This is a genomic window from Mycobacterium sp. NPDC050853, from assembly GCF_040653875.1.
Classification (GTDB): Bacteria; Actinomycetota; Actinomycetes; order Mycobacteriales; family Mycobacteriaceae; genus Mycobacterium.
Genome location: NZ_JBFAGW010000001.1, coordinates 1141620 through 1167366, shown reverse-complemented (window position 1 = coordinate 1167366; position 25747 = coordinate 1141620). Strand labels below are relative to the sequence as shown.

At 65.3% G+C, this 25747-nt stretch carries 25 protein-coding genes; 24 read left to right on the top strand and 1 reads right to left on the bottom strand.

Annotated features, from left to right (window positions below):
* Window positions 1–12: 12 nt before the first annotated feature.
* Window positions 13–1155, bottom strand: a complete 1143-nt coding sequence (locus tag AB0H22_RS05735) for a hypothetical protein (protein WP_358145354.1) — start codon at window positions 1153–1155, stop codon at window positions 13–15.
* Window positions 1156–1291: 136 nt separating this feature from the next.
* On the opposite strand from AB0H22_RS05735, the gene AB0H22_RS05730 reads away from it, so the two are divergent.
* The 24 genes from AB0H22_RS05730 (at window position 1292) to AB0H22_RS05615 (ending at window position 25747) form a co-directional block, all read left to right on the top strand.
* Window positions 1292–2323 (top strand): ParB N-terminal domain-containing protein, encoded by a 1032-nt coding sequence (locus AB0H22_RS05730; protein WP_358145352.1) that lies wholly within the window; start codon window positions 1292–1294, stop codon window positions 2321–2323.
* Window positions 2320–2562: a DNA methyltransferase gene (locus AB0H22_RS05725; RefSeq protein ID WP_358145350.1), complete on the top strand. Its 243-nt coding sequence runs from the start codon at window positions 2320–2322 to the stop codon at window positions 2560–2562. Before AB0H22_RS05730 ends, AB0H22_RS05725 begins: the two co-directional genes overlap by 4 nt.
* A gap of 4 nt (window positions 2563–2566) precedes the next feature.
* Complete coding sequence (locus AB0H22_RS05720; RefSeq protein WP_358145348.1) at window positions 2567–4090, top strand: terminase family protein; 1524 nt, start codon at window positions 2567–2569, stop codon at window positions 4088–4090.
* A 116-nt stretch (window positions 4091–4206) separates the two neighbouring features.
* Window positions 4207–4461, top strand: coding sequence for a hypothetical protein (locus AB0H22_RS05715; RefSeq protein ID WP_358145345.1), 255 nt, complete (start codon window positions 4207–4209; stop codon window positions 4459–4461).
* The gene (locus AB0H22_RS05710; protein ID WP_358145343.1) at window positions 4461–4646 is read left to right on the top strand and encodes a hypothetical protein; all 186 of its coding nucleotides are present in this window, start codon (window positions 4461–4463) and stop codon (window positions 4644–4646) included. The genes AB0H22_RS05715 and AB0H22_RS05710 overlap by 1 nt, the downstream gene beginning before the upstream one ends.
* 119 nt (window positions 4647–4765) lie before the next feature.
* The gene (locus AB0H22_RS05705) at window positions 4766–5290 is read left to right on the top strand and encodes a hypothetical protein (protein WP_358145341.1); all 525 of its coding nucleotides are present in this window, start codon (window positions 4766–4768) and stop codon (window positions 5288–5290) included.
* A gap of 58 nt (window positions 5291–5348) precedes the next feature.
* Window positions 5349–5774: a DUF1360 domain-containing protein gene (locus tag AB0H22_RS05700; protein ID WP_358145339.1), complete on the top strand. Its 426-nt coding sequence runs from the start codon at window positions 5349–5351 to the stop codon at window positions 5772–5774.
* A gap of 26 nt (window positions 5775–5800) precedes the next feature.
* Entirely contained in the window at window positions 5801–7699 is a 1899-nt protein-coding gene (locus AB0H22_RS05695) for a hypothetical protein (protein WP_358145337.1), read from the top strand.
* On the top strand, window positions 7699–8091 hold the full coding sequence (locus AB0H22_RS05690) for a DUF3307 domain-containing protein (protein WP_358145335.1): 393 nt from the start codon (window positions 7699–7701) through the stop codon (window positions 8089–8091). The genes AB0H22_RS05695 and AB0H22_RS05690 overlap by 1 nt, the downstream gene beginning before the upstream one ends.
* Window positions 8091–10469 carry a hypothetical protein gene (locus AB0H22_RS05685; protein ID WP_358145333.1) on the top strand — a complete coding sequence of 793 codons (2379 nt, stop codon included), beginning with the start codon at window positions 8091–8093 and terminating at the stop codon, window positions 10467–10469. The genes AB0H22_RS05690 and AB0H22_RS05685 overlap by 1 nt, the downstream gene beginning before the upstream one ends.
* Window positions 10470–10528: 59 nt before the next feature.
* On the top strand, window positions 10529–10651 hold the full coding sequence (locus AB0H22_RS05680) for a hypothetical protein (RefSeq protein WP_358145330.1): 123 nt from the start codon (window positions 10529–10531) through the stop codon (window positions 10649–10651).
* A gap of 357 nt (window positions 10652–11008) precedes the next feature.
* On the top strand, window positions 11009–12787 hold the full coding sequence (locus tag AB0H22_RS05675) for a major capsid protein (RefSeq protein ID WP_358145328.1): 1779 nt from the start codon (window positions 11009–11011) through the stop codon (window positions 12785–12787).
* A gap of 94 nt (window positions 12788–12881) precedes the next feature.
* A complete protein-coding gene (locus AB0H22_RS05670) occupies window positions 12882–13655 on the top strand; it encodes a hypothetical protein (RefSeq protein ID WP_358145326.1) in 774 nt (257 codons plus the stop codon).
* A gap of 14 nt (window positions 13656–13669) precedes the next feature.
* The gene (locus AB0H22_RS05665; RefSeq protein WP_358145324.1) at window positions 13670–14281 is read left to right on the top strand and encodes a hypothetical protein; all 612 of its coding nucleotides are present in this window, start codon (window positions 13670–13672) and stop codon (window positions 14279–14281) included.
* Window positions 14281–14487 carry a hypothetical protein gene (locus AB0H22_RS05660; RefSeq protein WP_358145322.1) on the top strand — a complete coding sequence of 69 codons (207 nt, stop codon included), beginning with the start codon at window positions 14281–14283 and terminating at the stop codon, window positions 14485–14487. The genes AB0H22_RS05665 and AB0H22_RS05660 overlap by 1 nt, the downstream gene beginning before the upstream one ends.
* Window positions 14484–14846 carry a hypothetical protein gene (locus AB0H22_RS05655; RefSeq protein WP_358145320.1) on the top strand — a complete coding sequence of 121 codons (363 nt, stop codon included), beginning with the start codon at window positions 14484–14486 and terminating at the stop codon, window positions 14844–14846. Before AB0H22_RS05660 ends, AB0H22_RS05655 begins: the two co-directional genes overlap by 4 nt.
* An 88-nt stretch (window positions 14847–14934) precedes the next feature.
* Complete coding sequence (locus tag AB0H22_RS05650; RefSeq protein ID WP_358145318.1) at window positions 14935–15996, top strand: hypothetical protein; 1062 nt, start codon at window positions 14935–14937, stop codon at window positions 15994–15996.
* 89 nt (window positions 15997–16085) lie between these two features.
* A complete protein-coding gene (locus AB0H22_RS05645; protein WP_358145316.1) occupies window positions 16086–16829 on the top strand; it encodes a hypothetical protein in 744 nt (247 codons plus the stop codon).
* Window positions 16826–17365, top strand: a complete 540-nt coding sequence (locus AB0H22_RS05640) for a hypothetical protein (protein ID WP_358145314.1) — start codon at window positions 16826–16828, stop codon at window positions 17363–17365. The genes AB0H22_RS05645 and AB0H22_RS05640 overlap by 4 nt, the downstream gene beginning before the upstream one ends.
* Before the next feature lie 13 nt (window positions 17366–17378).
* Window positions 17379–17774, top strand: coding sequence for a hypothetical protein (locus tag AB0H22_RS05635; RefSeq protein WP_358145312.1), 396 nt, complete (start codon window positions 17379–17381; stop codon window positions 17772–17774).
* Complete coding sequence (locus AB0H22_RS05630) at window positions 17761–18165, top strand: HK97 gp10 family phage protein (protein ID WP_358145310.1); 405 nt, start codon at window positions 17761–17763, stop codon at window positions 18163–18165. The genes AB0H22_RS05635 and AB0H22_RS05630 overlap by 14 nt, the downstream gene beginning before the upstream one ends.
* A 31-nt stretch (window positions 18166–18196) precedes the next feature.
* A complete protein-coding gene (locus AB0H22_RS05625; RefSeq protein WP_358145308.1) occupies window positions 18197–18697 on the top strand; it encodes a hypothetical protein in 501 nt (166 codons plus the stop codon).
* 25 nt (window positions 18698–18722) lie between these two features.
* Window positions 18723–24311 carry a hypothetical protein gene (locus AB0H22_RS05620; RefSeq protein ID WP_358145306.1) on the top strand — a complete coding sequence of 1863 codons (5589 nt, stop codon included), beginning with the start codon at window positions 18723–18725 and terminating at the stop codon, window positions 24309–24311.
* On the top strand, window positions 24311–25747 hold the full coding sequence (locus tag AB0H22_RS05615) for a hypothetical protein (RefSeq protein WP_358145304.1): 1437 nt from the start codon (window positions 24311–24313) through the stop codon (window positions 25745–25747). The genes AB0H22_RS05620 and AB0H22_RS05615 overlap by 1 nt, the downstream gene beginning before the upstream one ends.

The following is a 25747-nucleotide window of genomic DNA, read 5'->3' as shown; positions in this document are numbered from 1 at the left end:
CACAAGGGTGACTCAATTGCCGCCGCTGCCGGGTGATTCAATCGGCTCGCCCTGTCGCGCGTGCTTCGGGTTTTCGGACGTCGCTCCATGCTGTTGCATCATCTGCAAGGCTCTCTCGCGGCTCTCGCGGCTCTCGCGGCTCTCGCGGCTCTCGCGGCTCTCGCGGTCACGTTGCCCGTCGCGATACTCGACCTTGCCTTGCTCGCGATTGCGCACCAGTTTGATGTAGCCGTAGATGGCGTGTTCCAACCGATACCAGTGGTCGGGCGGTTGCGACAGGTCGCCTTCACGTCGTCGGGGGATCTGTACCCACGTCAGATTCCACATGAGTTCGATCATGGGCGCGTTTTCGTGGATCAGTTTCTTGTCCTGCGCATCCTGCACGAAATCCTCAAACGGCCACTGATGCATCCCCCAGAAATCACGCGGCACGTCGACCTCAAAACCCATTGCTCGAACCATATTGCTAGGCAACACTGATACAAGGCCCTGCACTCGCATTTTGTTCTGGCTGGTGCCGTTTGCTTTGTATTCGCCCCACGCCGCGGCTAGGTCGATCAGAATCTTGCGCATCTCAGTGCACCACGCCCTGTCCATGGCTGCTTCGGCATCGCGTTCGACTTCGCGACGCTTGACTACCTCGTCCAACATTTTATTGGGGATATCGTCGAGTACGTCTCTGAACGACTTGCGTTCCGTTTCACCGGCGGGCAACCAATCCAATTCGACTGCGTTGCCGCTACTTCCGTAGGTGAAGCGGGCGTGGAACGCGACGGCATGGCCAGCTTCTACAGTCGGCCCGTCCTCGCCTTCGTGCTGTTCGAAGCTGAGCATCGTGTGCGGGTCGACGTTAATGAATCGGACGTCCTGGGCCGCCAAAGTGCGGGTATTACGTAGCACGTAGCGGTCTCCTTCGGGATGCACGGTGATCATCCATCCGTACTTGGCGCGATCCTCGTTCGCCTGCGCGAGCGCATACGCCTTCGATGAATTGTGCGCTGATCTGGACGCTTGGAACTGAGCGAAGCAGGCGACTCCAAGCGCGCCGACTGCAACGAGCGTCGCAGCCGGCGAGTGGTAGTGCTTCCACAACAAGAAGTCGAGCGCGCCAAAAACGACAACGATGACCAGCGCCACCGACACGGATAGTTTCACCGGCCGCCCCTTACGCCTCACATCCGGGCTTCGGTGCGCACCGAAGGCCGGTCTTCGTAGTATTCAGCGAGGAGGACTTCGGTAGGTGCGGAATCGCTGGGTTCGTGTTTCATCACTCCCTGCGAGACTGCCGCGCGTGCCCGAATACACCCAGCTTGCCGTCGATGACCTGCACACCTTCGGAGGCAACCCGCGCCGGGGCGCTGTCAGCGCAATCGCTGTATCGCTGACCAAGCACGGCCAATACCGGCCGATCGTCGTGAACCGGGGTAGTCGAACCGGCCGCCGTAACGAGGTGCTGGCCGGGAACCACACGCTGATGGCTGCGCGGTCCCTCGGCTGGGTGACGATCGATGTCGGGATCGTGGACGTGGACGAGGACACCGCGCGCTCGATCGTGGCGGCCGATAACCGGCTGGCTGACCTCGGCGAGTACGACACTTCCGATCTGTATCTGCTGTTGTCGTCGATCGAGGACTTGGGCGGAACTGGGTACGCGCTGGAGGATTTGTTGGCGATGGAGCGGGACCTGTTCCCGCCGGAGCCGCTGACCGATCCGGATGACGTCCCACCGACGCCGGAATCACCGGTGTCGCGGCCGGGACAGTTGTGGTCGTTGGGTGATCATCGGCTGCTGGTTGGTTCGGCTACCGACCTCGATGGGGTGCGCGCGCTGTGTGGTGACGTGCAGCCGGATTGTGTGTGGACCGATCCGCCGTACGGCGTCGACTACGTAGGAAAGACGAAGGCGGCGCTGAGGATCCAGAATGACGGAGCGAGTGGGCTTTTCGAGCTTCTCAAGGCGGCGTTCGATGTGGTGTCCGCAGTGTGCCGGCCGGGCGCCCCGGTGTATGTGGCTCACGCGGACACCGAGCGTGTGACGTTCGAGTCCGCGCTGGATAGCGCTGGGCTGCTGGTGCGGCAGAACTTGGTGTGGGTGAAGAACGCGATGGTGATGGGCCGGTCGGACTACCACTATCAGCATGAGCCGGTGTTGTCGGCGCAGCTGGACTACGAGGATGGGCCGGACCACGAGTGCTCTACGGGTTCACGGGTGGAGGGTCTGGCCGGTTGGGGCGCGGCGGGGAGAGGTGGTTTGGCGATAACCGCCCGACGACGGTGTTTCAGTATCCGAAGCCACAGCGCAATGCTGATCATCCAACGATGAAGCCGGTTGCGTTGATCGACGCGATGCTGTCGAACAGCCTGCGTCCGGGTGGCGTTGTGTTCGACCCGTTCTCCGGTTCGGGGTCCACGCTGATTGCGGCGCATGGTCGTCGGTCCCGTTGTTTCGCTGTGGAATTGGACCCGCGGTATGCCGATGTGATCTTGCGGCGTTTCGAGGAGCACACGGGGATCGTGCCGGAGTTCGATGGTAAGCCGGTGTCGTTCGCGAACGCTGCCTAACGTCATGTCCGCGGTGTTGACTCTGGCGGCTGCCCGATATGTGCGGTCTGCGCGTGCTAGGCGGCGGCCGGCGAGTCCAGCTGAGTTGGCGCGTCGGCTGGATCCGAAGTTCCGTGTGACACCGACTATTCGGCTGCTATCCGATCTCGCGGTCCGATCGGTAAAGGAACCCGACGAACGTGATGCCGTGAGTACCCCGCCGCGGACGGGTAAGTCGCGGCTGTTGGCGATCTGGACGTCGGCGTGGGCGCTGAGCGAAGACCCCGACATGGAGATCGTGATCGTGTCCTACTCGGACGAGCTCGCGCAGACCCATTCGCGTGAGGTCCGCAAGATCATCAACGAGCACTCAGAGTTCCTGGGATACCGCCTGGCGCAGGACAAGACGGCGGTCGGCCGTTGGCGGGTCGACGGGCACGAGGGCGGCCTGCTGGCGACGGGCATCAACTCCGGTGTGACCGGGTTTGGTGCTGACCTAATGATCATCGACGACCCGGTCAAGGATGCGGCGGAGGCCGATTCGAAGGCGCACCGCAAGCGGGTCCTGAGTGAGTTTCAGTCGACGTTGTCGACTCGTGTGCATCCGGGCGGCTCGATCCTGCTGGTGATGACGCGCTGGCATGAGGAGGATTTGGCCGGCGCGTTATTGAAGCAAGAGCCGGATCGGTGGCGGCGCACGAACATTCCGGCGGTGTCGGACCCGAAGATTTTGGATGCGTTGGGGCGCTCGCCGGGAGTTGCGATGGTGTCCGCGTTGGGCTTCACGGCGGACCATTTCGCGGCGACCCGTCGCACAGTGGGGGAGCGGGTATGGTTCGCGCTCTACTGCGGGGAGCCCAAGACCCCGGCGGGCGGCCTGGTGAAGCAGAAGTGGCTCGACGATGGGCGGTTGTCGTTGGCACCGTCGACGCCGGTATTCACGGTGGTGGCCGTGGATCCGTCCGATAGCGGGACCGGCGACTCGTGCGGCCTGGTCGCGACGTCGCTCACCTACGCGGGTGTGGTGGCGATGATCGCGGATAAATCGGCGCCGATGACCTCGGATGAATGGGCCCGCGAGTCGGTGCAGCTGGCGATCGAGGTGGGAGCCAGCGAGATTGCGGTGGAGGGCTTCTCAGCCAGAGAGACGTACACGCGGGTGGTCAAGGAGGCGATTGCGCGCGCCACTGAGCGCGGCACGTTGACCCGGACGATCGCGGTGTCGGCGTGGCCGCCGAAGGGCAGGCCCCGGGTAGGGGATGCGGTCGCGCGCAGCGCCGCACTGCTGCAGGCGTTGGAGGTGGGAAATTGCCGCCTGGCCGGGTATTTCCCCGAGTTCGAGACCCGGGCGACGGCATGGCAGGCAGGGCAGCATCAGCCGGATAATTTGGCGGCGTTGGTGATTGGGCACGATGTGTGTGTGCATTCGGCGGGCCTGGAGTGGGATATCGCTGTGCCGACCGGTTCGGACGGTGGTGGCGGGCAGGGCGTCGCGCCTGGCGCAACCGTGACGGACATGGGGGATTGGATGTCACGCAAGATCGGGTAGCCTGGTTGCTGTCAACACCCGCTCCGCTGCGCCTCATCGGGTTTCACCTATCGAGGATGCAAGGGCGGGTTTTCTTACGCGAGACCTCGTCACCGTGTGGGCGTACTTTCCTCGCTATGGCCTCGGAAACCATTGATGCTCGTTTGGCGGCTCTCCCGGATACGGCGTTGGCGTTGGCGCTTGGTGTGCGGGTTGGTAGTCCGCAGTCGGTGTCGAATGCTGGGCAGGTGTCGACGCTGATCGCCGAGCTGCAACGCCGCGGTGTGTACGACGACATGCTGGCCGCACTGGATCCTGGGTTGGCAGCCCGTATCGAGTTGTTGGACAGCGCGGACCGCGGCCAGCGCTGGGCGCGGACAGGGAGACGTTGATGAGGTTCGCGCGAGGCGGTCTGATCACCGGCCCTGATCCGACACCGATCTTCACGGAGACGATGCGGTTCTTCGCACGCGGGGATGGGTATGTGATTCCGGCCAGCGCGGTGTCGGAGGCCGGAGTGAGATTGCTCGAGCAGCTCAACCGGGCAGAAGCGGGCACCCAGACTGACGGTTGGTGACCCGGATCACTTGGAACGTAACGGTTTAGGGTTTCGCCGCGTTCAAACTGGTCTCCACCATCCGGTGGGCCTACCGTGGCGCCCGTGAGGTCACTGAACGTGATTCGGCCGGGCGCGGTTTGACGGCGCCACAGCGGTGGGAGCCCGACGACCAGATGGTTGCCGCCGCACTCTCATCGCCGAAGTCATTCCGCAAGATGACCGACCTGTCCGCCGCCGACCGCGCCTGGCTCGTCGCCGGACTCACCGTCGCGGGCATCACAGCCCAAGACATTGCGGATCGCACAGGCTGCTCACTGCGACTCATCCGCGCGATCCGAGCCGAAGAAATCACCCAGATGGCAGTGCTGCTGCACACCGAAACCCGTGCTCTGGGTGACGAACTGCGGGCCGAGCACCTCGATCACGTGGCCACTCGCCGCCAGATGACTGATGCGCAAGCCGACAACGAGCGTCTGCGGATGCAACTTGATCAGCTCATCGACGCCCACATGGCCGGCACGCTCTCGCTGTTCCCGCGGTGCGGTCATCCGAGAGTGAAGTACAACGTCTACGAGCACGGCGGCCGGAGCTTCTGCCGTGAATGCGGTCGTCTGCGGAAGCAAGAGCAACGCAAATCCAAGCAGCTAGCTGCAGTGTCCTAAATCTGTAGGACGGTTTCGGCGGGATCAGTTTCACCCCAGCGTCTTAGCGTCCGCAAGCATGAACACTGGCCTCGGACTCACCGTGCTGATCCTCATCATCTACGTGCTCGCCGTGATGCGGCTCGTGCGGCTCATCAACTACGACACCATTCTGGATCCGTTGCGGCTGTGGATCGCTCACCGCGCTAACACCGCTCGGATCGCATCCGATGAGGCACAAACCGCCGGTCACCCGATCACCGCGCGGGCGCACTCGCGGCGGATGGGCCGCTGGAACGTGCTGGCCGATTTCCTCGGATGCCCCTGGTGTGTGGGGTTTTGGCTGTCGCTGGCCGCTGCGGTCGTGCCGGTACATGTCATCGGGTGGCCGTGGTGGTCCGTCTTCGGTGTCGCGCTGGCTTGCTCGTATCTCGTCGGGCTGGTCGCTCCGCTGTCGGCTGACCCCGTCGAGATCCTCAGCGGCGATGACGACGACAACCGGTAACACCCTGCACAGTTACCGTCTGCGACGTGGCCGCCCCAGACCTGCGTGTTGTTCGACGCCGCAGTGGCGGCGCACTGACCGCGTCCGCGCCCCGCGCCCTGACCGCGGCCAGCAGTCCCGTGACCGATCCGGCGCAGATCTTCAAGGCCGGATCGTTGGGCCGACGGAACAACTGGCAAGCCGAAGCGTGGGAGATGTACCGCACTATCGGGGAGCTGCGTTACTACGTTGGCTGGCGCGCCAACTCATGCTCACGCGTCCGATTCGTGGCATCCGAGATCGATCCCGACACGGGTGAGCCGACCGGCAGCATTACCGAGGACAACCGGGAAGGACAGCGCGTCACCGAGATCGTTCGCAAGATCGCGGGCGGCCGGTTGGGGCAGGCGCAGTTGATCAAACGCACCGCCGAGGTGCTGACCGTTCCGGGCGAGTTGTGGATCGCGATCCTGATGCGGCCAGGCACAGGCGCGGACAAGGACAAGAAGGTGGCGAAGTGGTACGCCGTCACCAGCAAGGAAATTGAGCGCGGTACACGCAACAACAGCGTGACGATCAAGTTGCCTGACGGAACCAAGCACGAGTTCAAACAGGGTGAAGGCGACGGCATGTTCCGCGTATGGAACCCCGACGCCGAGGACGCCACGGCGCCGGATTCGCCGGTACGCGCGTGCCTTGATCCCCTGCGTGAGATCGCGCGCACGACACGCAAGATCGCCAACGCGGACGACTCGCGCCTGTTGAACAACGGCATCCTGCTCGTGCCGTCGGAGGCGAGCCTGCCCGATCAGCAGGCGCCTGTCTCTGCGGACAAGCCCGGCGGTACGCCACAACCCGCGCCGGGCCGCAAGGTCGCCGCGACGCTGCAGCAAGCGATTGTGCGGGTCTCCGAGACGGCCTCCAAGGATCCGAACAGCGCCGCGGCTTTGGTACCGATTGTGGTGGCCGCCCCCGGCGAGCACCTTGCGAAGGTCACCCACATCGACTTCGGCAAAGAAGTGACCAAGGTGGCGATCGAAACCCGCACCGACGCCATCGCGCGCCTGGCAATGGGTTTGGATATGTCCCCGGAACGACTGCTCGGACTTAGTACGGGAAATCATTGGTCCGCGTGGGCAATCGAAGACCAGGACGTGCATCTGCATATTGCCCCGGTCATGGAAACGATCTGCCACGCGATCGACGCCAGCGTCCTGCGCGGCATGCTCGAAGACGATGGCATCGACCCGGACAAGTACACGCTGTGGTACGACGCCTCCGCCCTGACTTCCGATCCCGATCTGACCGACGAAGCCAAGGACGCATTCGAGAAGGGCGCCATCACCGCCGCGACATTGGTCCGGATCTACGGGCTACCTGATGATGCGATGTACGACTTCACCAGCCTGGAGGGCTTGCAGCAATGGGCCCAGGACAAGATCAGCCAAGACCCCACGCTGTTGCGTGATCTGTTGCCGCTGCTCGACAAATCGGTGCAGGGCATCGAGTTTCCTGAGCCGGTCGCGGCGCTACCGCCTGGCCGCGGCGGCGCGGAGGACGACGAGTCCGGTGCTGGCCGGCAGCAGGAGCCCGACACCGAGGGCGACGGCACCAGCGGGCAGGCCAGCGCCCGAGCCAACGTGGAGCTCGCGGTCGTGGATCTGCTCGTCGGCCGCGCACTGGAGCTGGCTGGTAAGCGTCGCGTCCGGACGAACGATCGCCAGCAGCATGCGCGGCTGCGCGGTATCCCGACCCGCGAGTACCACCGCTACATGGGGCCTGTCGACGAGCCGGAGGTATCGCGGCTGATTAGGGGCTGGGACAGCATCATGAGTGATCCGGCATTGGCGGGGTTGGGGATTGATCCGGAGCGGGTGCGGGCCAGTGTGCGCAGGATCGCGCGCCGGGAGCTCACCAGTCAGGTCGTTGACGGGCAGGTGATCTGATGGGTATCGCGTCCGCAATCGCCCTGGTTGGACTGGCGCACATGGTGGGGGACTACCTCATTCAATCCGACTGGATGGCGCAGGAGAAGACGAAGCGTTGGTGGCCCGCCATCGCGCACGCAGTGACCTACGGGCTGCCGTTCCTGTTCGTCACGCAGTCGCCGCTCGCTCTGGTGGTGATCGTCGGCACCCACGCGGTGATCGACCGCTACCGCCTGGCACGCCACCTGGTGTGGTTCAAAAATCAGTTGGCCCCAAAAGTGTTCCGGCCGCCGCACACCGCCACAGGACACGGTGAAGATCGGCCCGACTGGTTGGCGGTGTGGCTGCTGATCATCGCGGACAACGTGATTCACATGCTGATCAACGTCGCGTCGGTGGTGTGGCTCTGATGTGGCCCGAGCGTGGTGAGGCACTGTCTCGGACAATCGAAGCCGAGTCGGCGGTCAGTGACCTGTACGCGGAGACGTTGCGCCGATGGGCGCCAGGCGCCCGCGAGGTGGTCCTGCCGTCGCTGATCGCCGCTGCGCTGCCCCCGGACCCGGACGCTCTTGTACAGACGCAGACCATGTGGGACCAGCACGCCGAAGAGATCATCGTGGCGGGGCTCGGGATCTTGTGGGCGGTGGCCGTTTATGAGACGGTCACCGACCTTGGTGGCACCATCGCGGACATCGCGGTACCCGATGTCAGCACGGTGGCCCTCGGGATCGTGCTGGCGTCGCTGATGATGAACCGCGACAGTGTGATCGAGGCTGTCGGGCACGTGGAGGCCACACCCGCGCTGGTCGTTGCGCGTGACGAGTTTCTGGCCATCAGGCGCGAGAGTGTCTCGGCCACTACGAGCTTGGTTCGCAAGAAGGTTGAGGCGGCGCTCGCGGAGCCGATGCTGACGTTGTCGGTGTCACCGGAGGACCGGCCGGATGTGCTGCGTGCCAGGGCCGCCGAGGTACTCGAGCCGTCGTCGAAAGAGATGCGTGATCTGGCGCGTAACCAGGGCTATCAGGCTGCGGATGTGCTTAACCATGCGGTTGTCGCGGCGGCGACATTGTCGGAGGACGCCGCCGAGCTCCAGAAAACGTGGATCTGCACGATCGACGGCAAGACCCGGCCTTCGCACTGGGCTGCCGATGGTCAGCGGGTACCGCTCAAGGGTCACTTCACCGTGGGTGGTGAGCAGCTGTTCATTCCGGGCGATATGTCCGCGTCACCAGCGGAGTGGAAGAACTGCCGATGCCGCGTGGGCATTCTCGCCGTCGACGAGGCACTGTCCGACGAGGTGGATCGGCACACCGAGCGGCTCGACGGCCGAGATTCAGTGGCTGTCAACCGTGATGGGCGCACCCAGGCAGAGGAAATTGAGCGTCGAGACAAGGCGGGCAATGTGCGCGCCCGCGACAACGAAGACGGTATTGGGCGCGTGGCGTCTGGCGGCTGGTCCGCACCGAGCGAACAGGAGTACGAGATGGCCGAGGACACCGAGACCTATTTGACGTTCACCGATCAACTGTTCGCAGTGACCGGCACACCCACGTCGGATGGCCGGATGCTGGCCGCCGGCATCGAGCTGACGTTCCGCGACACCCCGATGCCGTTGCAGTGGTGCGAGGAAATGGAGGGTGGCCATTACGGTTCCGTCACCGTCGGGGTCATCGAGTCCATCGCGCTCAAGAACGGTGAAGTGCGGGCGTCGGGCTACATGCTCAACAACACCAACGCGCTCAAGGCCATTGATGTCGTAGGTCACGGTGTCAACAACCCGAGCGTCGATCTCGGCAGCGTGACAGCGTTCTGGACCTACGAAGACGGCACGGTCGTCACGGAAGAGAACTACGACGAGGACAAACCGATTCTCGATACGACTACCGCGGCGGAAGTACTCGCCACCACGATCGTCGCGATCCCGGCGTTCGGTCAGACCCGCCTCGTGCTCAACGCCGAACGCGAGCCCCGTGACAAGGCGCTCGTCGCGTCGGCGGCCGCGAGATTCCAGCCCCGCGTGTACGACCCGGCGCTGTTCTCCGATCCCGGCCTGTCGGGACCGACACCGCAGTCGATCGACACGGCGACTGGGCGAATCTTCGGGCACATCGCGGACTTCAAAGAGAAGCACCGATCTGTTGGGCTCGGCCACATTTCGCCGCCCCGTTCTCGCACCGGGTACGCGCATTTCCACTCGTCGCCACCGGTGCGCCTTTCCGACGGCACTGAGCTGCCGGTCGGCCGGCTGACGGTAGGTATTGGTCACGCACCGACGACCGGTGTCAGCAATGCGGAGGCGCAGGCGCACTACGACAACGCCGAGGCGTGCTTCGCGCTGGTCCGCGTCGGTGAGGACAAGCACGGCATCTGGTTCTCCGGTGTCGCCGCGCCTTGGGCCACTCCAGAGCAGATCGAGATGGGCTTGGCTGCACCGTTGTCGGGCGATTGGCGCCCGTACGGAGGCAACCTTGAACTCGTGGCCGCGCTTGCAGTCAATACTCCCGGGTTCCTATGCCGGACTACCACTGACTCGCGGGGCTATCCGTTAGCGATGGTGGCGTCGATGTCGCCGCGGCCAGGTGCGGCGGGACGCAATGTGTACTCGCGTGAAGACATGCGCGCAGACCTGAAAGCCGCTGTCTCCGAGGCTCTGGTGGAATCTTCGCAGGCTGTGGAGTTGGCTCAGCGGCGCACCGCGGTGTTGGCGCGGGCGCGTGTGGCTGTGGGGGATCCGCCGCCGGAGCCGTCGCCAGCGGAACGTATGAGCCAACTGTTGGAGCGTGTCTGATGGGGTGCGGCTGCCGGAGAGGTACCCGTGCAGGGTCTGTTACTTCGTCCGGAGCGACGGTGACTGGTTTCGAGTACACCGCACCGGACAAGACGGTGACGCCGTTCCTGACATTGATCGAGGCGAAGAAGGAACAGCGTCGTAACGGTGGCGGCACGATAAAGCAGCTCACCAACGGCTGATTTTCTCGGCGGAGGGTGGAGGACTCGAACCCCTACCTGTCACGGCACCCCGGGTTTCGAAGCCGGCTGCAGACCATTCCGCGGCACCCTCCCAAGCGGAGAGCTGCGGAATTGAACCGCAATCACAGATCGGATCACACCCGTTAGCAACGGGGTTCCGGCCCAGCCGAATTAGCCCTCCAGCGTGTTAGCGCGAGGTACTTGATGATCGGCGGGTGATGGTCACGACGGCAGCGTAGCACCCCTCTGCACGCACGGTCTCTACGTTTCTGCGGCAAGAGAGTTCCTGTCATGCGCTATGTGCCGGGGAGCGATCGAACAGACCGAGACTTTCACTCTGAGAACAGGAGTACTGCAGTGAAGTTCGACAAGCTGCCCGATCAGCTGCCCGCCACCGCCGCCGAGCTCAACGAGCTCGCCGCCGCAATCACCGCCGAGATCAACGTATTTCAGGCCCGTTCAACCGCAGGCCACGAGTTCACGGCCGATGAGGTCGAGCGAGCCGAATACGTCGTCGAGGCGCACAAGACCGTCACCGAGGCCCGCGACACCGTCGTTGCCGCTGACCAGACGCAGGCCGACAAGCTCAACGACGTGCTGGCCCGCGCGGCTGCCGCGACGAAGGATCCGGAAGCCACTGAGGCCGAGACCACCACCGAGAGCGCCGATTCCGGCGCTGAGGGAGACGGAAGCACTGCTGCAGAGGTTGTGGCCGAAGCCGAAGCTGCCACCGCCGCTGGCGCCGAGGAACGGGAAACTGTCACCGCCGCCGCAGGTTCCGCCCGTGCGGTCGAGTTCGCGGGTGCGGTCCGCAACAGCGATATCCCCGCCGACACTCCTGCCGGTGAGAAGCCTAAGGGCTGGGAGATGTTGCAGTCGGCCGCGAAGTACGCCGAATTCGGTCATGAGAAGGTCGGTTTCGCCGAGATCGCTCAGTCGATCGCGTCGGTCTCGTCGGGCTCTGTGTCCGGCCGCCAGCGCACCGGCACCAGCCCTGACGGCAACTACGCCACCCAGGCTGTTGCGCGCCTGACTCGGCCGGTGGCTGGCCCGGTGATCGAGAACGAGCACGACGCGTACGCGGCGCTCGCTGAGATTGGTCGCAGCATTCCGGGCCACGGCCCGGTGAACGCCAAGGCGCTTGTCGCGGCTGGTGGCTGGTGCGCCCCATCCGAGCAGGTGTACACGTTCTGCAACGTGCCCCCGGCGTCGGATCTGCTGTCACTGCCGGACTTCCCGGTCTCCATGGAGCGCGGTGGTGTCCGTTTCCCGGTGAACCCCGACATGTCGGCACTGCTGAACAACCTGTGGCACTTCACCGAAGCCGAGCTTGAGGCCGTCAACGGCCAGGGCGACCCGACCGCGGTGAAGAAGCTCATCGAGCTGCCTTGCCCTGACCAGTTCATCGAGTACCGGTTGGAGGCCATCGGCTGGGCAGCCAAGGCGGGCATCCTGCAGCGCCAAGCGTGGCCGGAGGCTATCGAGAACGCACTAGAGCAGATCCAGGTCGCTCACCAGCACCGAGTCTCGCAGCTGTCCATCGGCAAGATGGTGGCCGGGTCGGGCACCGCGATCGTTGTGCCGCCCACCTCGGTGCTCGGCGCTACAAGCGGCGCGCTGAACGGCCTCGAGTTCCAGGCCGACAACCTGCGGTACAACAAGGGCCTCAAGGGTGACGCCACGATTGAAGGTGTTGCGCCGGTATGGCTCCGTAGCGTCTACCGCGCCGATCTCGCGTTGCGTGAAGGTAAGGATTTCCTAGCCGTCACTAACGTCGAGATCGACAATTGGCTGGCGGTCCGGAATATCTACCTGCAGTACGTGGTGGATTGGCAAACCCGTGGGGCGGGCCAGCCGGGCAACATGGCCTCGGTGGTCTACCCGGCCACGGTCGACGTGATGCTGTTCCCGGCTGGTACGTGGTTCCGGTCGCTGAACGAGGTCATCACGCTGGGTGTGCAGTACCCGTTGCAGCAGTTGCAGCTCAACCAGTACACCCATGTGTTCACCGAGGATTCGCTCCAGGTGGGCAAGCGGTGCGATCAGTCGATCGTTGTGCGACTGCCGATCTGCGTGTCGGGTGCCATTGGGGCTCGTCAGTACGTGGCGTGCAATACGCCGCCTGCGACCCCGTAGCGGATCCCGGCGAATCGCATAGGACGAGGCGGGCGGCGTGAGTATCCGAGGCATTCACGCCGCCCGTCTTCCCGGCAGAGAGGATCGCTAGAAAATGACCGCAGCACTTTCCCCGGTGCCGTTCGACACGCCGCTGGTCAACCCTGCGCCTATCGGACTCGTTCCGGCTACCCAGTGGGTCGACGAGTCCGGGCCGCTGCGATGGCTGCCGTCCGGTGTCGAGTTCCGGGTGTTCAACTACGGCGGCGGCACTCAGTTCGGCGTCTGGACAGCACCCTGGAACGCGACAGAATCACAGCTGACCGCGACGGACGTCAAAGATGGTGAGCGGCCGGAGTTTCCGGATACCTACATTGCGCAGACAACGTTTGCATCCGACGAATGCGACCTACTCAAGCGAAGCCGTGACGAGGTCGGTGCCAGGGCACAGCAGGTTCATCGCCTGCTGGAACCAGTCCAGACGGAGAAGGCGCTGGCGGCCCGAATGCTCGCTGACGCAGGCACCCTCGTCTCCAAGACGGGGATCGTGGCAGCCGTCGGTGCCATCGAGGGGATGATCGCCGACACCGGAACCGTCGGGTATATCCACGCCTCGGCGGAGTTGGCAGCGTCTGCTGCACAGGCAAATTTGATCCGTTTCAACAACGGGCGGATGGTGTCTCCGCTGGGCAACACGTGGGTGGTCGGTGGCGGCTACGTCAGTGGGCTGGGTTCAAAGCTCGTGGCCACCAGTCCCACCTATGGGTGGCGCGGACCGGTGGCTCTGCGGGTTGCTCCCAGCCTGCAGCACAACGAATTCAAGGCCATCTCGGAGCGGTCATTGGTCGTCGGATATGAGGCGCTGATCGGCGCCGTGAACATCACGTAGAAGGGGATGACGTCATGCCTGTAGGTGTAGAGGTTGTGGTCGAGGATGGTTTCGCCACAATCGATTTCGTGGACAAGGCCTTGCGCGGCCCGGGGCTCGCCAAACTGTTGGAGGTCGGTACGCCCCCGGATGCGATCGAGAAGCTGACCCGCTCTGGTCCCCGGCCGGTGTACGTGGTGCCGGAGGGCAACGCCCGCGAGGCCGGACTGCTCGACGAGGCCGACGAGCCGGTGTTTGCGAACGGTGGTCTGATCACGCCTGGCAGCGCGTCGAGCGGCGACTCAGTGCTGGTGCAGCTCGATCCCGGCTACGTCGTCCCCGGTGACGGAATCCCCAAGCAGGGCATCGAGGCGCCCACTGACGGGACCTTCACCGAATTGATCACGCAGGACACTGGCGGACCATACGAGATCCTCCCCGAGATCGTGAACCCCGACGGGACGACACAGCTGGAGCCGATCGCGGCGGTCACCGAACCCGCCGCGCAGGCATGGCCGGACGGCGAGCCGGAGTTGGATTGGAAGCGCCCCGATCTGGATGCCTACGCCGCGTCCAAGGGACTCGACACTCTGGAGCTGCCGAACAAGGCGGCAGTGCTCGACGCAATCGCAGAGGCAGGTAAGTGATGAAGCTGCCCGAGTTGACACCCCGGCGGCGCCAATGGCTGTACGGCATTGCGGTGGCCGCGATAGCGGTGGCCGTCGCGTACAAGATGATTGCGCCTGAACACGCCCCTGTGTGGCTGGACCTGGCCGCCAACGTCTTTGGCTTCGGTGGAACCAGCACAGCGGGCATGATGCTCAGCCGACAGCGCAAAGACGGCACGTTGTGAGCCTGCTTGGGCTCCTTGACAATTCACTGACCGCCGTCGCTGAGCTCTACGAGCCCAAGAATGGATGGGGGTTGGCTGGTCTGCTGATCATCGGCATGCCCTCGCTCGTGACCGCCGGAGTCAGCGGCGTCATCTTGTGGCGGCAGCGCAAAAGCGCGCACGACATGAACGAGGTCAAGACCGGTGTCGCGGCGACCAACGCCCAGGTGGTCAACGGACACGGCGGCAAGGCGCCATTGCGTTCGGACATGGACCTGGTTGTTGAGATCGCCCAGCGCACCGAGCTGGCGGTCGCCGAAGTACGCGGCGAGCTCCGGGGATTGACCCACCGCGTCGATGAGTTAAGCAAGGCCCGTTGATGCACCCTGCCCTCTTACTGTTCGCCACAGCCTCGGAAAACCGAAACCGACCGGCGCGAAGCGCCTGATAGCAGGAGGAAGCCAGCACATGGCATTCGCAGTCGTTAAGGGCTATGCGCTCCGCGTAACCAAAGTGGACGCGTGCGGCAAGCCCATCCAAGGCAACGCAAACCGCATCGTCACCGACGGCTTCATTCGGGCCAACCTTGACCCGAACATGAAGGACGCCAACGAGATCACCCAGGAGAACGCCGCGGGCAAGGAGTGCATCAGTGACCTCACCCCCGCTGAGCGCCGTTGGTGGAATATCGAACTGCAGCTCTGCGGCGTCGACCCGGACTTGTGGGCACTGATCCTCGCGTGGACTCGGGTGCTCGACTACGACGGCAAGCCGATCGGTGTCCGCGACCGCAAGTCGGTCGATGACCAGTCCGGCGCCATGTTTGAGCTATGGACTGGCGGTCAGGGCGACGACGACTGCCCACCTCCGGTCGATGACTCGATATTTTCGGCCGCAGCCTCCGGTAAGCAGTACGGCTACCTGGCGTTCGCGGGAAACCAGTTCGTCTCAGGCGCAATCCCGGTCGCTGCGGAGGCATCGAACTTCACCCTGACGGGTCGCACCATCGAGCCCAAGCACTGGGGCCGCGGCCCATACAACGTGGCAGCCACCGACAACACCGGAACCCCCGGGCGTCTGCTGGTGCCGATGTACGACAAGGACGACGACAACCACCTGCTGCTGTTCCGCACTCCGGTGGCTCCGCCCAAGCCCACCGACGGCGGCGCGTGCGAGCTGGCGGTCCAGTCGATCTTCACCGGCCCGGGTAAGGCCTACTTCGGTGCCGACGCGGCCGATATCGCTCCGCCGCAGCCGATCTGCGATGCCAAGGCGTACACGGTCGCGGTCGCCGGTACGGGCAATTTCAAGCTGTTGGTCGGCACTGACCCGACCGCGAACATCGCCCACACGGCGCTGCCGGCCGCGGTGCAGTCCGCGATCGAGGCGCTGCCCAGCGTCGAGGTCGGCCAGGTCCAGGTCACGGGCACGGCGGGCAACTACGCCGTCAAACTCGATCCGGCGTTGGGTGTCCTGTCCGCCGACAGCACTGGCCTCACCGGTGGCGCCGCCACCGTCACGCCGGCGTAGAAGAAATCCGACAAGCGAACCGCCCTGGGTGCTGCGGCCCCGGGGCGGTTCGTCATTGGTGAGCACCCCTGACTCCTACCGTGTGCGACATGTCCTGCGATTGGCCGATCGACCGGAGCTGTCTGCCGCCACTTCCCGAGCTCGGCGACACCCCAACGCCCGAGGAGCGTTCGGCCTACGATCACGCGCTGCTGGCGCGCAACAATGCTGAAGACATCGCGGTGCAGGTTCTGTGGTCGCTGTCGGGCCGCCAGTTCGGTGCGTGCGAGACCACGGTGCGCCCATGCCCCACCTACGCACAGGGATTCGGTTACGGCTCGGTCATCCTGACCCTTGATGCCGGACACTGGGTGAGCTGGCCGTGCGGCTGCATCGGCGGCTGCTCGGTGTCCGGTCCGCGAGTGGTGCACCTACCCGGACCGGTCGATGCGATCGTGTCGGTGACGATCGAGGGCGCCGTGCTGGATCCGTCCGGATACCAGTTGGAGGGAAACGCCCTGTACCGCACGGGCGGTGCCTGGCCGCGCCAGGACCTGGGCGCCCCGCTCGGGGAGCCCGGAACATGGTCGCTCACCTACACCCGCGGCTACCCGCCCCCGGACGGTGTGGACAAGCTGACAGGCCTGCTGGCCAAGGAATTCCTGGCCGCCTGCGCCGGCGGAAAATGCCGGCTGCCCCGCAATGTCCGCAGCGTCGCGCGGCAAGGGGTCAACTACGAGGTGTATGACCCTCGCGACGTCTACGCCAACGGCAAGACCGGCCTATCGGAGGTCGACCTGTGGCTGGCGGCGGTCAACCCCAACCACCTCATGGCTGCACCGGAGGTGCTGTGAGCGCGCCTCAGTGCCGCGACTCGGCCAGCGATATCGTGAACGTGTTCATCTCCGCGCTGCGACAGGGCTACGACCCGAGCAGCCGATGCCCGCCACCGGAGGTTGATGTTGTTCCCGCTGTGCGGTTTTTCGCCAGCGACGGAGGTGTCCCGAAGTCGTGGGTGCCGTTCCTGGGTTGCGAGAGCGGCCCATTTCTGTGGGTTCGGGTTGCCATGCGGTATCGGGCCCGTATCAAGGATTTTCCGGCGGCATTCACCGGTGGCCAGACGTGCGCCGACGCCGATGTGAAACGGGTTCTTGGTGTCGAGATTGGTGTTGCCCGTTGTACCGAGATGGAGGCCGAACCGGATTGGGACACGATCGCCCGCGAGGCTGAGATCAGTTTGGATGATTCGTGGCGCCTCGAGACAGTGTTGTGTGCTGCGGCGGCCCGGTTGCGCCGCGACGGGTATGCAGTGGCCACCGATACCATCGCGCCCGACGGGCCCGACGGTGGGCTGATCGCGTGGACCGGCATGGCCTACGTTTCGTTCTGAGAGAGGGTGTGCTGTGGGGCATTACGTCACGATTGAGGGCAGTCTGACACCGACCGACCGTCTGGCCCGGGGTGTGCGCAGCACGGTGGCCGTCACCGACGACATCCGCAAGCTGGTCAAGATCGGCGGCGCTATCGTGGTGGCCGGCAGCCTCGAGGAACCCGACAGCCCTGCGGGCGACGACGCGGGCACTGCCGAAGGCCTCAGCGCGCCCGCCGATCCGGCCGAGCGCCACCGCGACGACGCTGGCACTGAAACGCAGGATCCTTCCGAATGCGCTGTGCCAGCGGGCAACGCCAGCCGCGAGGACTGGGCGGAGTTCATCGCCAGCAAGGGCCTCGGGGTGACCGAAGGCAAGACGCGCGATGAGTTGCGCGAGATCTGGCAGCAGGCCAGTGGCGAGCGTTAGAGCGCATTTCGAGCTCAACGAGCATGAGCTCAACGACCAGACACGGACGTTCGGCCGGCGCCGGATGACGTCGCTGCAACGGCGTATCGCCAACCAGGCGCGCGCGGATGCGCCAGTGCGCACCGGCAATCTGGGCCGCCAGGTCACAGAGGGGCAGATCGGTTTCACCGGGCCCCGAACGATTTCCGGGAATGTCCGCGACGACGCCGACTATGCGCTCTATGTGCATGAAGGGACTAGGCCGCATCTGATTCGTCCGCGCAACGCCAAGGCCCTGCGGTTCCAGATTGGTGGGCGCACCGTGTACGCGAAACTGGTGCGCCACCCGGGAACGAAGGCGCGCCCATTCCTGCGCAACGCGGGCATGCGGGTGGCATCACGGGAACGCTGACCGTGCACCCCGTCTCGGCACGCTAGGCGCCATGACCACCTTCGCCTCGGAGAGCACCGCAACGCCTTCCGTTCCTCCTGCTGTACTCGAACCGATTCCGGCCGCCGACCTCGAGCAGGCCACCGCCGCACCCGATCCGGAGGTTGTCGCCGAACCGGTTGCCGGTGACGGGCTTCCGGCGGTCCGCCCGAGCACCGATGTCGCCAAAGCCGACCAGTGGGCGCACGATTTCCTCGAGTTCGGTGGCGACAAGCTCGGCATCCGTGTCCCCACCCCGCAGGCGATGTCAGCGCTGTCGATGGGAATGGGCAAGTACGTTCCACCCAAGATGCAGAACGACCTGAGCGGACTGTTCATCGCTAACCATCTGTCCCCGGAAAGCTATGAACACATCTACTCGCGGTTGATGAACCCCGACGATGTCGGCTACAACGCCAACACCATCGGCGAATTGATTGGCGCCATCCTCACCACCGGTGTGGAGCAGTTCAAACAGGCATCGAAGGCTGCCATCGACGAGGCCAAGAAGTAGCACCCCGACTCGCTAGCTTGACCCGGTGACCACGCCCGTCGGCTCGATTCGTCTTGACCTGTCGATTGACGGTTCGAGCCTTGACGATGAGATCACCGCCGCTGTGCGCAAGCACATGGAGCCCGTCATGGCGCGGCTTCATCAGCAGCTGGAACGCATCGAACGCGACTATTCCGAGGCGGCCCGCGCGGCTGAAACCTCCGGCGCCAAGCAGACAGCGGCGGCCAAGACGGTCGCAGACGCGGTCGAGGACGTCGGAGACGAGCACACCAAGACGGCGGCGAAGGCGCGGGTGGCCGAGGGCGTTTCGACGCGCTCGATCAACGCGACCACCCGGGCAATCGAGCGCCAGACAGCCGCGTGGACGGCCAATGCGGCGGCCCGCACGGCGGCGGCAGCGGCCCCGACACCGGGGCCACCACAATCAGGCGGCGGTGGCGCTGGCCGTGGAGGTGGCGGCGGTAATCACTTGTCGCGCGGCCGATCTGGCTCGGGCGGCTTCTTCGGGTTCGGCGGCCCCATCGTGGGCGCGGCCGGATGGAACGCGGTCGCCGCCGTTGTGGGGAGCTTCCCGGCGGCGGCGACAGCGGTCACCAACCTCACTGGCGCGGTTCAACAGCTCGCGCAGGCGGGCCTCGTGCTGCCCGGCGTGATCGGCGGCGTCGTGTCCTCGGTCCTTACCGCGAAACTCGGATTCGTCGGCATGTCCGACGCGGTCGAGGCCGCGTGGAAGGCATTCCAGTCCGGCGATCCCAAGGACGCGAAGAAGGCCTTGGAGTCGTTGACGAACCTTGCCCCCGCGGTGAAGGACACCGTCAAAGCTGTCTCGGGGCTGTTTCCCGAATTGCAGCGGCTACAGCGTGATGTGGTCGCACAGAACATGTTCGAGGGCATCGACCAGACAATCACCGATCTGGCCGGTAAGTCGATACCCACCCTGGAGAAGGGGCTGGGCGGCATAAGCCGTGCGTGGAACGCGACGTTCAAAGAGCTTGGCCGGGTCGCAGGTCTGGACTCTAGCCAGGCGATCCTGGACAAGATTTTCGGCAACACCGCCGAAGCGCAGAACCGCGCTAACGCTGTCATCAACCCGTTGCTGCACGGGCTGGGCACCGCGGCGGCGGAGGGCACCGATTTCCTGCCGCACCTGGCCGACGGGCTGACCGCTGTCACAACACGATTCGACAACTGGATCACCCGATCGGCCGACAACGGCAACCTCGACAAGTGGATCAACGAAGGCATCGAAGCCGCCGGCCACCTGGGCGAGACGCTGCTGAACATCGGCAAGATCATCGCGTCCATCACGAAAGCCGCCGGCGGCGACGGCGGTCTGCTGGCGGCGCTCGATAACGGGTCGGGCGCGTTGGCCACGTTCCTGGCCTCGGATCAGGGCCAAGAGAAGCTGATCGATTTCTTCACCGAGGGCCGCGAACAACTCGCCAAATGGATCGAGATCCTGGGCAACGTCGGCTCGATCCTGGGCGACGCCTACAACGGCGCCAGGCAGTGGGCCGACATGCTGCTGCCGGTCCTGAAGACCGTCACCGACATCATTTCCTCAATGCCGGGCGGGATTTCGGCTGTGGTGACCGCGTTCTTGGCGTGGAAGACCATCAGCGGCTTCACGGGTCTGCTCGGCGGCCTGGACAAGGTCGGTGCCAGCCTGGACCTTTTGCCGGGGCGGGCTGGGGTGGCCGTCGGCGGTATCAACAAGGCACTGGCCGGCCTGGCCATCGGCGGCGTAGCGCTCGGCGTCGGCAGCGAGCTGACCAACTCGGAGAGCACCGCATCACGGCTCGGCGGCGCGGCGCTCAACATCGGCGGCGGCGCTATCGCAGGCGGCTCTATCGGTGGTCCCTGGGGTGCGGCGATCGGCGCCATGATCGGCGCTGGCATCACGCTCTTCGAGAATGCTCGCCGCCAGCTCGAGGAAGGCAAGTCCGAGTGGGAGCAGAGCTGGCAGCGCCAGCACGATCGCCCGGAGATGGCGCCGGGCACCCCTGAGCTGGCCAACCGGATCACCGGCAACGACGTCATCATGCAGCCCTCGCTCAAGACTCCGAACCTCGCGCCACAGCTCGCGGACCAGATCCGCAGTGGCAAGATCCCCGGCTACAGCATCGGGCCGGATGGATCGATCATCTCGCCGTCGGGGCCGATACCCGGCATCAACCTGGCCAACCCCGGCCCGGCGTTCCCCGACAGCTCACTGCACCCCGGCGGGGCCGCTGCGGCGCCCCCGCCCACCCCGAACCCTGCGCCGCCGACGCAGCAGAACCCGCTGCCGGTGTTCCTGACCAACACCTTGCCTCCCGGGGTGGCGCAGAACGTGCTGCCGCCACCTGTCCCGGTAACCGGCGGCGGCCCCATGGGCTTCGGGCGCCTGGCCGGGGTCGGACCCATCCCGCAGGTGGACGCGGCGGCCGCGAACCTGCAGAAGCTCGCCACCGACATCAAGGAACTGCCCGAGGGCGAAGTCAAGATCAAAGACCCGTCCCCGGAGTTGATGAAGAATCTTCAGTCCCTGGACGTGCAGATCACGAAGGTTTCGGAAAACGAGATCGAGGTCAAGGCCAACACCGACCTGGCGCGTGGGCAGATCGACGCCCTGATCCAGCAGTACAAGAAGCAGACCATCACCTTGCTCATCGCGGCCCAACAGGCCGGTGGTGGTCCTGCTGTCGCGTTGCCTGCTGGCCGCGCTGATGGTGGTGTGCTGCCCGGCTGGTCGCCCGGGGTCGACAACATGCTGGTGCCGATGGGCGGCGGCGAGGGGGTACTGATCCCGGAGGCTGTGCGCGGCCTGGGCGGGGCATCGGCCATCTACGCCATCAACAGCCGCTTCCGGAAAGGCCTGTCCCGCCAGGGCTACGCCGACGGCGGCGTCGTGGGCGAGCTGGGCGGTGTGCCGGGCCTGGACGACAACACCGCGCTGGCAGTGTTGCGCCAGATTCGGGATCTGCTGGCGGGCAAGGATCGTGGCCCACTGCAGGCGACCTCGGATGCGATATCGTCGATCGCCTCCGACACCACGACGGCCGGTGGGGGCAACACTGCGGGCCGGATGGGGCCGTTCGGCACCCCGATCAAGGCACGCAACCCCGGCTACGAGGCGGCAGCTGCAGCGATCCAAGCGTTGGGCGGCGATCCTGAGAAGTTCCTCGGCGCCGATCCGAGCAGCTACATGCCTCGAGGAGTCGGCAGTGTCGGTGGCGCGGGGTTCGGGGTGGGTGGTGGCGGATTCTCGCAGTACGCCGCACTGCTGTCGACGTTCGCCAAGACGGGCAACCTCACCTCGGATCTGACCGGGGCGGGGTTGGATGCCAACGATTCGGTCATCAAAGCCATCACGACAGCCCGCAACAAGAAGCGGGGAGCCCTCGGGGACGACGCTATCGCCGCACTGGTGGAGCAAGTGGTCGGCGTCGGCGGATACACCGGCACCCTCGATTCGAGCAACAGCGCGTTGATCAGTTCGTTGCAGACGTTCCGCGAGAAGCTCGGCAAGGGCACCGCACTAGGCGGTGGCGGGGCACTGATGGGACTGCCGGCCGGTGTCGGACCGAAGGGCAGCAAGGCGGGGTTGCAGCCAGGCGCATCTCAACTGTGGGACTTCATCACCACCAACTTCCCCGAGGTCCGCGAGATCGGGGGTGTCCGCCAGGACGCGATCGCGGATCATCCGTCCGGGCGGGCGCTGGACATCATGGTCGGCAACGACAAAGCGCTCGGAGACCGCATCAACCAGTCGATCCGCGCCAACGCCCCGGCGCTCGGTTTGGATTCGACGATCTGGCGCGACAAATGGGAAGACTTGGGCGGCAACAGCTCCACGGTCGCCGGCCACCAGGACCACGTTCACGCCAAGGTCGCCGAAGGCGCAGCCACCGGCCTGGGCGGTCTCCAGTTGCCTGGCGGCGTCGCCGGTTTGGGGGCAGGCGCGGGCGGTGTGACGCCGGTGTACGTCACGAACTTCGACGGCCAGATGCGTGGCGGGGCGGGCGGGGACATGCTGTCGGCTCTGCTGGCGGGCGGCGGACAGTCTCTCGGTGACGTATCCGCTGATGCTCTCAGCGCGGCGTTGGGCAAGGGCAACCGCCCACTGCCCAAGGATGTGGCCAGCACCAGTGAGTTGTTCAAGCAGCGCAATCCCGCCGCGCTGGCCTCGCTGGCCGGATACCAGGTGGGCGACTACAACCGGACCGGCGGCAACGGCCAAGCCGATGATCTGACGGTCAACGATGGACCCAAATACAATGCGCAAGGCCAGATTTACAGCGACACGGCTGCGTTGATCGACCGGTCCTTCACCAGCTTGGAAGCGCAGATGCGAGCTGGCTTCGAGCAGCTGCAGGACGTGACGGCGCAGGTGCGTGACCAGTTGGTGGACATTTCCAGCCAGTTGGCGCAGATCGCGGCCAGCAGCGCAGGCAGCGCCGCCGGCACGGCAGCAGGTGCCGCCGTGCCGGGCCTGGCGGCGGGCGGCCCGATCTGGGGTGGCGTGCCGGGTAAGGACTCGGTGCCCATCCTGGCTATGCCGAACGAACACATGCTCACGGTCGACGACGTGGCGGCGATGGGCGGCCATGCAGGGGTGTACGCGTTCCGCCGCGCGCTGCACGCTGCCCCCGGGTTCGCCACCGGCGGCGGCGTCAACGTCAACGACACGGTCGGCGCGGAATTCTTTGGCGTTTCCCAGATCCCGATCTTGGGTGCCATCGTCAACCTGTTGGTGCGTGTCCTGCTCAAGGTGCTGGGTGTGGAGATCGAGGCCCGCGACACCCTCGGCGAGATGACCGACGAGTTCCGCCAATTCCGTGGCGAATTCCAAGCATTCGACGCCAGCGGACGCCTGATGAACGACACCTCCGCGCTCATCGACCGCTCCAGCACCAGCGAGGAAGAAGCGGCCCAGGAACGTATCCGCATCCTCAAGATCGTCATCGAAGCCTTGATCAAGTACATCATCGAGAAGGTCATCGTGCCGATCGCGAAAGCGGTTGCCAACGCGGCGATTTCTGCCGGTGCAGGCGCTGCAGGCGCCGGGCTGAACTCCGTTGCCCCGGGCGCGGGCGGCATCGTGTCGTCGCTGATCTCCTCGGGCGGCGCGGCTGGGGTGGACATCATCGCCGAGATCGGCAGCCAGTTCGCTATTTCCGCGGCGTCGGTGATCGTCGACATGCTCGCCGGAGGGCTGCAAAGCTACTTCCCCGACGCGGTGGGCGCAATCTTCGGTGGAGGCCTGCTCGAGAACCTGATCGCCGCGCCGATCACCGCGGCACTCGAGATACCGCTGGCGATCATCGGTGCCCTGACCGGTGGACTCACCGGACTGTTCGCACCCCTGCTGGCCATCTTTGGTGGCGCAACGTTCGACCAGGGCGGCGTGGCATCGGGCGTGGGCCTAATGCCGAAGGCGATCATCGCGCCGGAGCGGGTGCTGTCGCCATCGGAAACGGTGAAGTGGGAGCGGATGATCCAGGCCCTTGAACGCAATCCCAACGGCGCGGCAGGCGGCAGCCCCACCTATGTGCAGGCCGAGATCCATGTGGCCGGCGGCCCCGAGGCGGGCCGAGGCGTGCGCGACGGACTCTTGGAGCTGATGAGCTGATGGCCTACCGCGGATACTTCACCCTGGGCGGCGTCGAGATCGCCAACAGCTCCCGGGTGATCGCCCACCTCGGCCGCGATGAGCCGACCAGCGACATCGGCATGTTCGGCGATAGCCCGGGCACCGATTGCGCACTGGTCGAATCCACCGAATACCCTGGCCTGTACGAGATCCCAGACAGCTCCGTCCAGATAAGCCCAGGGTTGTGGACCCCGCCGAACGGCGCCCGCCGGTACGGTCCAGGCCTGCTGGAGATTGACGGCACCTGCTGGGGCCCGGCGGCGCTCTGCGGATCCTGTTCGACTGTGGTTACGTACGACGATTCGTGGCCGAGCCTGCGGGAGTTCCTGGGCGACAACATCTACCGTCCCGAGCTTGCCCCCTGGTACAGCACCGAACTACCCGAGTCGGCCGAGTTCGGCGGCGTGTGGGTGATGAAAATTGACGGCCTCGGCGCCACACCCGTGGATCGCCCGATCACCCAAATGACCGGTTCCGGCGGGGCCGCGGGAGCGCACCGCGACCTTCCGCGCACCCTGGTGTTCGAAGCCTTGATGGTGGCCTGCACGCACGCGGGCGTCGAGTTCGGCATGGACTGGCTGTCCTGCATCCTGCGCGACACCACCGACGACACCACTAGTGTGCTGCGCTATTTCGCTGCCAGCCCGGCACATTCAGGAGTCGATCCCGCATCGCTGGTGCGCGAGGTACATGGCGTGGTCCTCACGAAAGAACCACGGATCGTCCAGGAATACAACACCGCGCCCGGCCAGCATCACCAGGCCAACCTGTACCGCATCACCTGGGAGTTGACGGTGCTCTCGCCGTACGCCTATCTGCCGCAGGTCAAGGTGCCGGTGGATTGGGACGAGATCACCCGCCAGCCGGTCAACTGGATCCACGCCGCCGACTGCGACAAGCCCGACACCTGCTCCGATATGCCGGTGCTGTTCTCCGCGGACTGCGTGCCCGAGGAGATCGCCATTCTGGACACGCCCCCGCCGGTGTGCGGCGGATGCCTGCCGGTCGGGGAGATCGACAAATACAGCTTCCGCATCCCCACCATGGATTACGCATTCCGCTGCCGAGACACCGCGGTCAGCATTTCGATCCGAAACCTCGGTGAGGCGCCATTGACGCTGCAGGCATTCCTGCGGGTCTGCGGCACCGACGTGCGATGCGAAGACAACCGATTCCCGCTACAGGTGTCCGCGCTACCGCCCCTGACCGAGTTGGTGCTCGACGGCATCTCGGGCCGGTACTGGGCTCTCTACGACGGACGCAAGCATCGCGGCGTCGGCATCGTCGCCACCCCCAACGGTGCACCGTGGCGGCCCCCGCTCATCGACCGCGAAACATGCTGGGACTTCATCATTCAGAGCGCAAGCAGCTCCGAATTCGATGTCGTCATGACGCTCACCGACCGGGAGCCCTAA

What these genes read in the sequence shown, in the direction of transcription:
- AB0H22_RS05725 (WP_358145350.1), top strand. Translation starts at nt 2,320, where the DNA reads ATGAAGCCGGTTGCGTTGATCGACGCGATGCTGTCGAACAGCCTGCGT.
- AB0H22_RS05720 (WP_358145348.1), top strand. Translation starts at nt 2,567, where the DNA reads ATGTCCGCGGTGTTGACTCTGGCGGCTGCCCGATATGTGCGGTCTGCG.
- AB0H22_RS05715 (WP_358145345.1), top strand. Translation starts at nt 4,207, where the DNA reads ATGGCCTCGGAAACCATTGATGCTCGTTTGGCGGCTCTCCCGGATACG.
- AB0H22_RS05710 (WP_358145343.1), top strand. Translation starts at nt 4,461, where the DNA reads ATGAGGTTCGCGCGAGGCGGTCTGATCACCGGCCCTGATCCGACACCG.
- AB0H22_RS05700 (WP_358145339.1), top strand. Translation starts at nt 5,349, where the DNA reads ATGAACACTGGCCTCGGACTCACCGTGCTGATCCTCATCATCTACGTG.
- AB0H22_RS05690 (WP_358145335.1), top strand. Translation starts at nt 7,699, where the DNA reads ATGGGTATCGCGTCCGCAATCGCCCTGGTTGGACTGGCGCACATGGTG.
- AB0H22_RS05685 (WP_358145333.1), top strand. Translation starts at nt 8,091, where the DNA reads ATGTGGCCCGAGCGTGGTGAGGCACTGTCTCGGACAATCGAAGCCGAG.
- AB0H22_RS05670 (WP_358145326.1), top strand. Translation starts at nt 12,882, where the DNA reads ATGACCGCAGCACTTTCCCCGGTGCCGTTCGACACGCCGCTGGTCAAC.
- AB0H22_RS05665 (WP_358145324.1), top strand. Translation starts at nt 13,670, where the DNA reads ATGCCTGTAGGTGTAGAGGTTGTGGTCGAGGATGGTTTCGCCACAATC.
- AB0H22_RS05660 (WP_358145322.1), top strand. Translation starts at nt 14,281, where the DNA reads ATGAAGCTGCCCGAGTTGACACCCCGGCGGCGCCAATGGCTGTACGGC.
- AB0H22_RS05650 (WP_358145318.1), top strand. Translation starts at nt 14,935, where the DNA reads ATGGCATTCGCAGTCGTTAAGGGCTATGCGCTCCGCGTAACCAAAGTG.
- AB0H22_RS05645 (WP_358145316.1), top strand. Translation starts at nt 16,086, where the DNA reads ATGTCCTGCGATTGGCCGATCGACCGGAGCTGTCTGCCGCCACTTCCC.
- AB0H22_RS05625 (WP_358145308.1), top strand. Translation starts at nt 18,197, where the DNA reads ATGACCACCTTCGCCTCGGAGAGCACCGCAACGCCTTCCGTTCCTCCT.
- AB0H22_RS05615 (WP_358145304.1), top strand. Translation starts at nt 24,311, where the DNA reads ATGGCCTACCGCGGATACTTCACCCTGGGCGGCGTCGAGATCGCCAAC.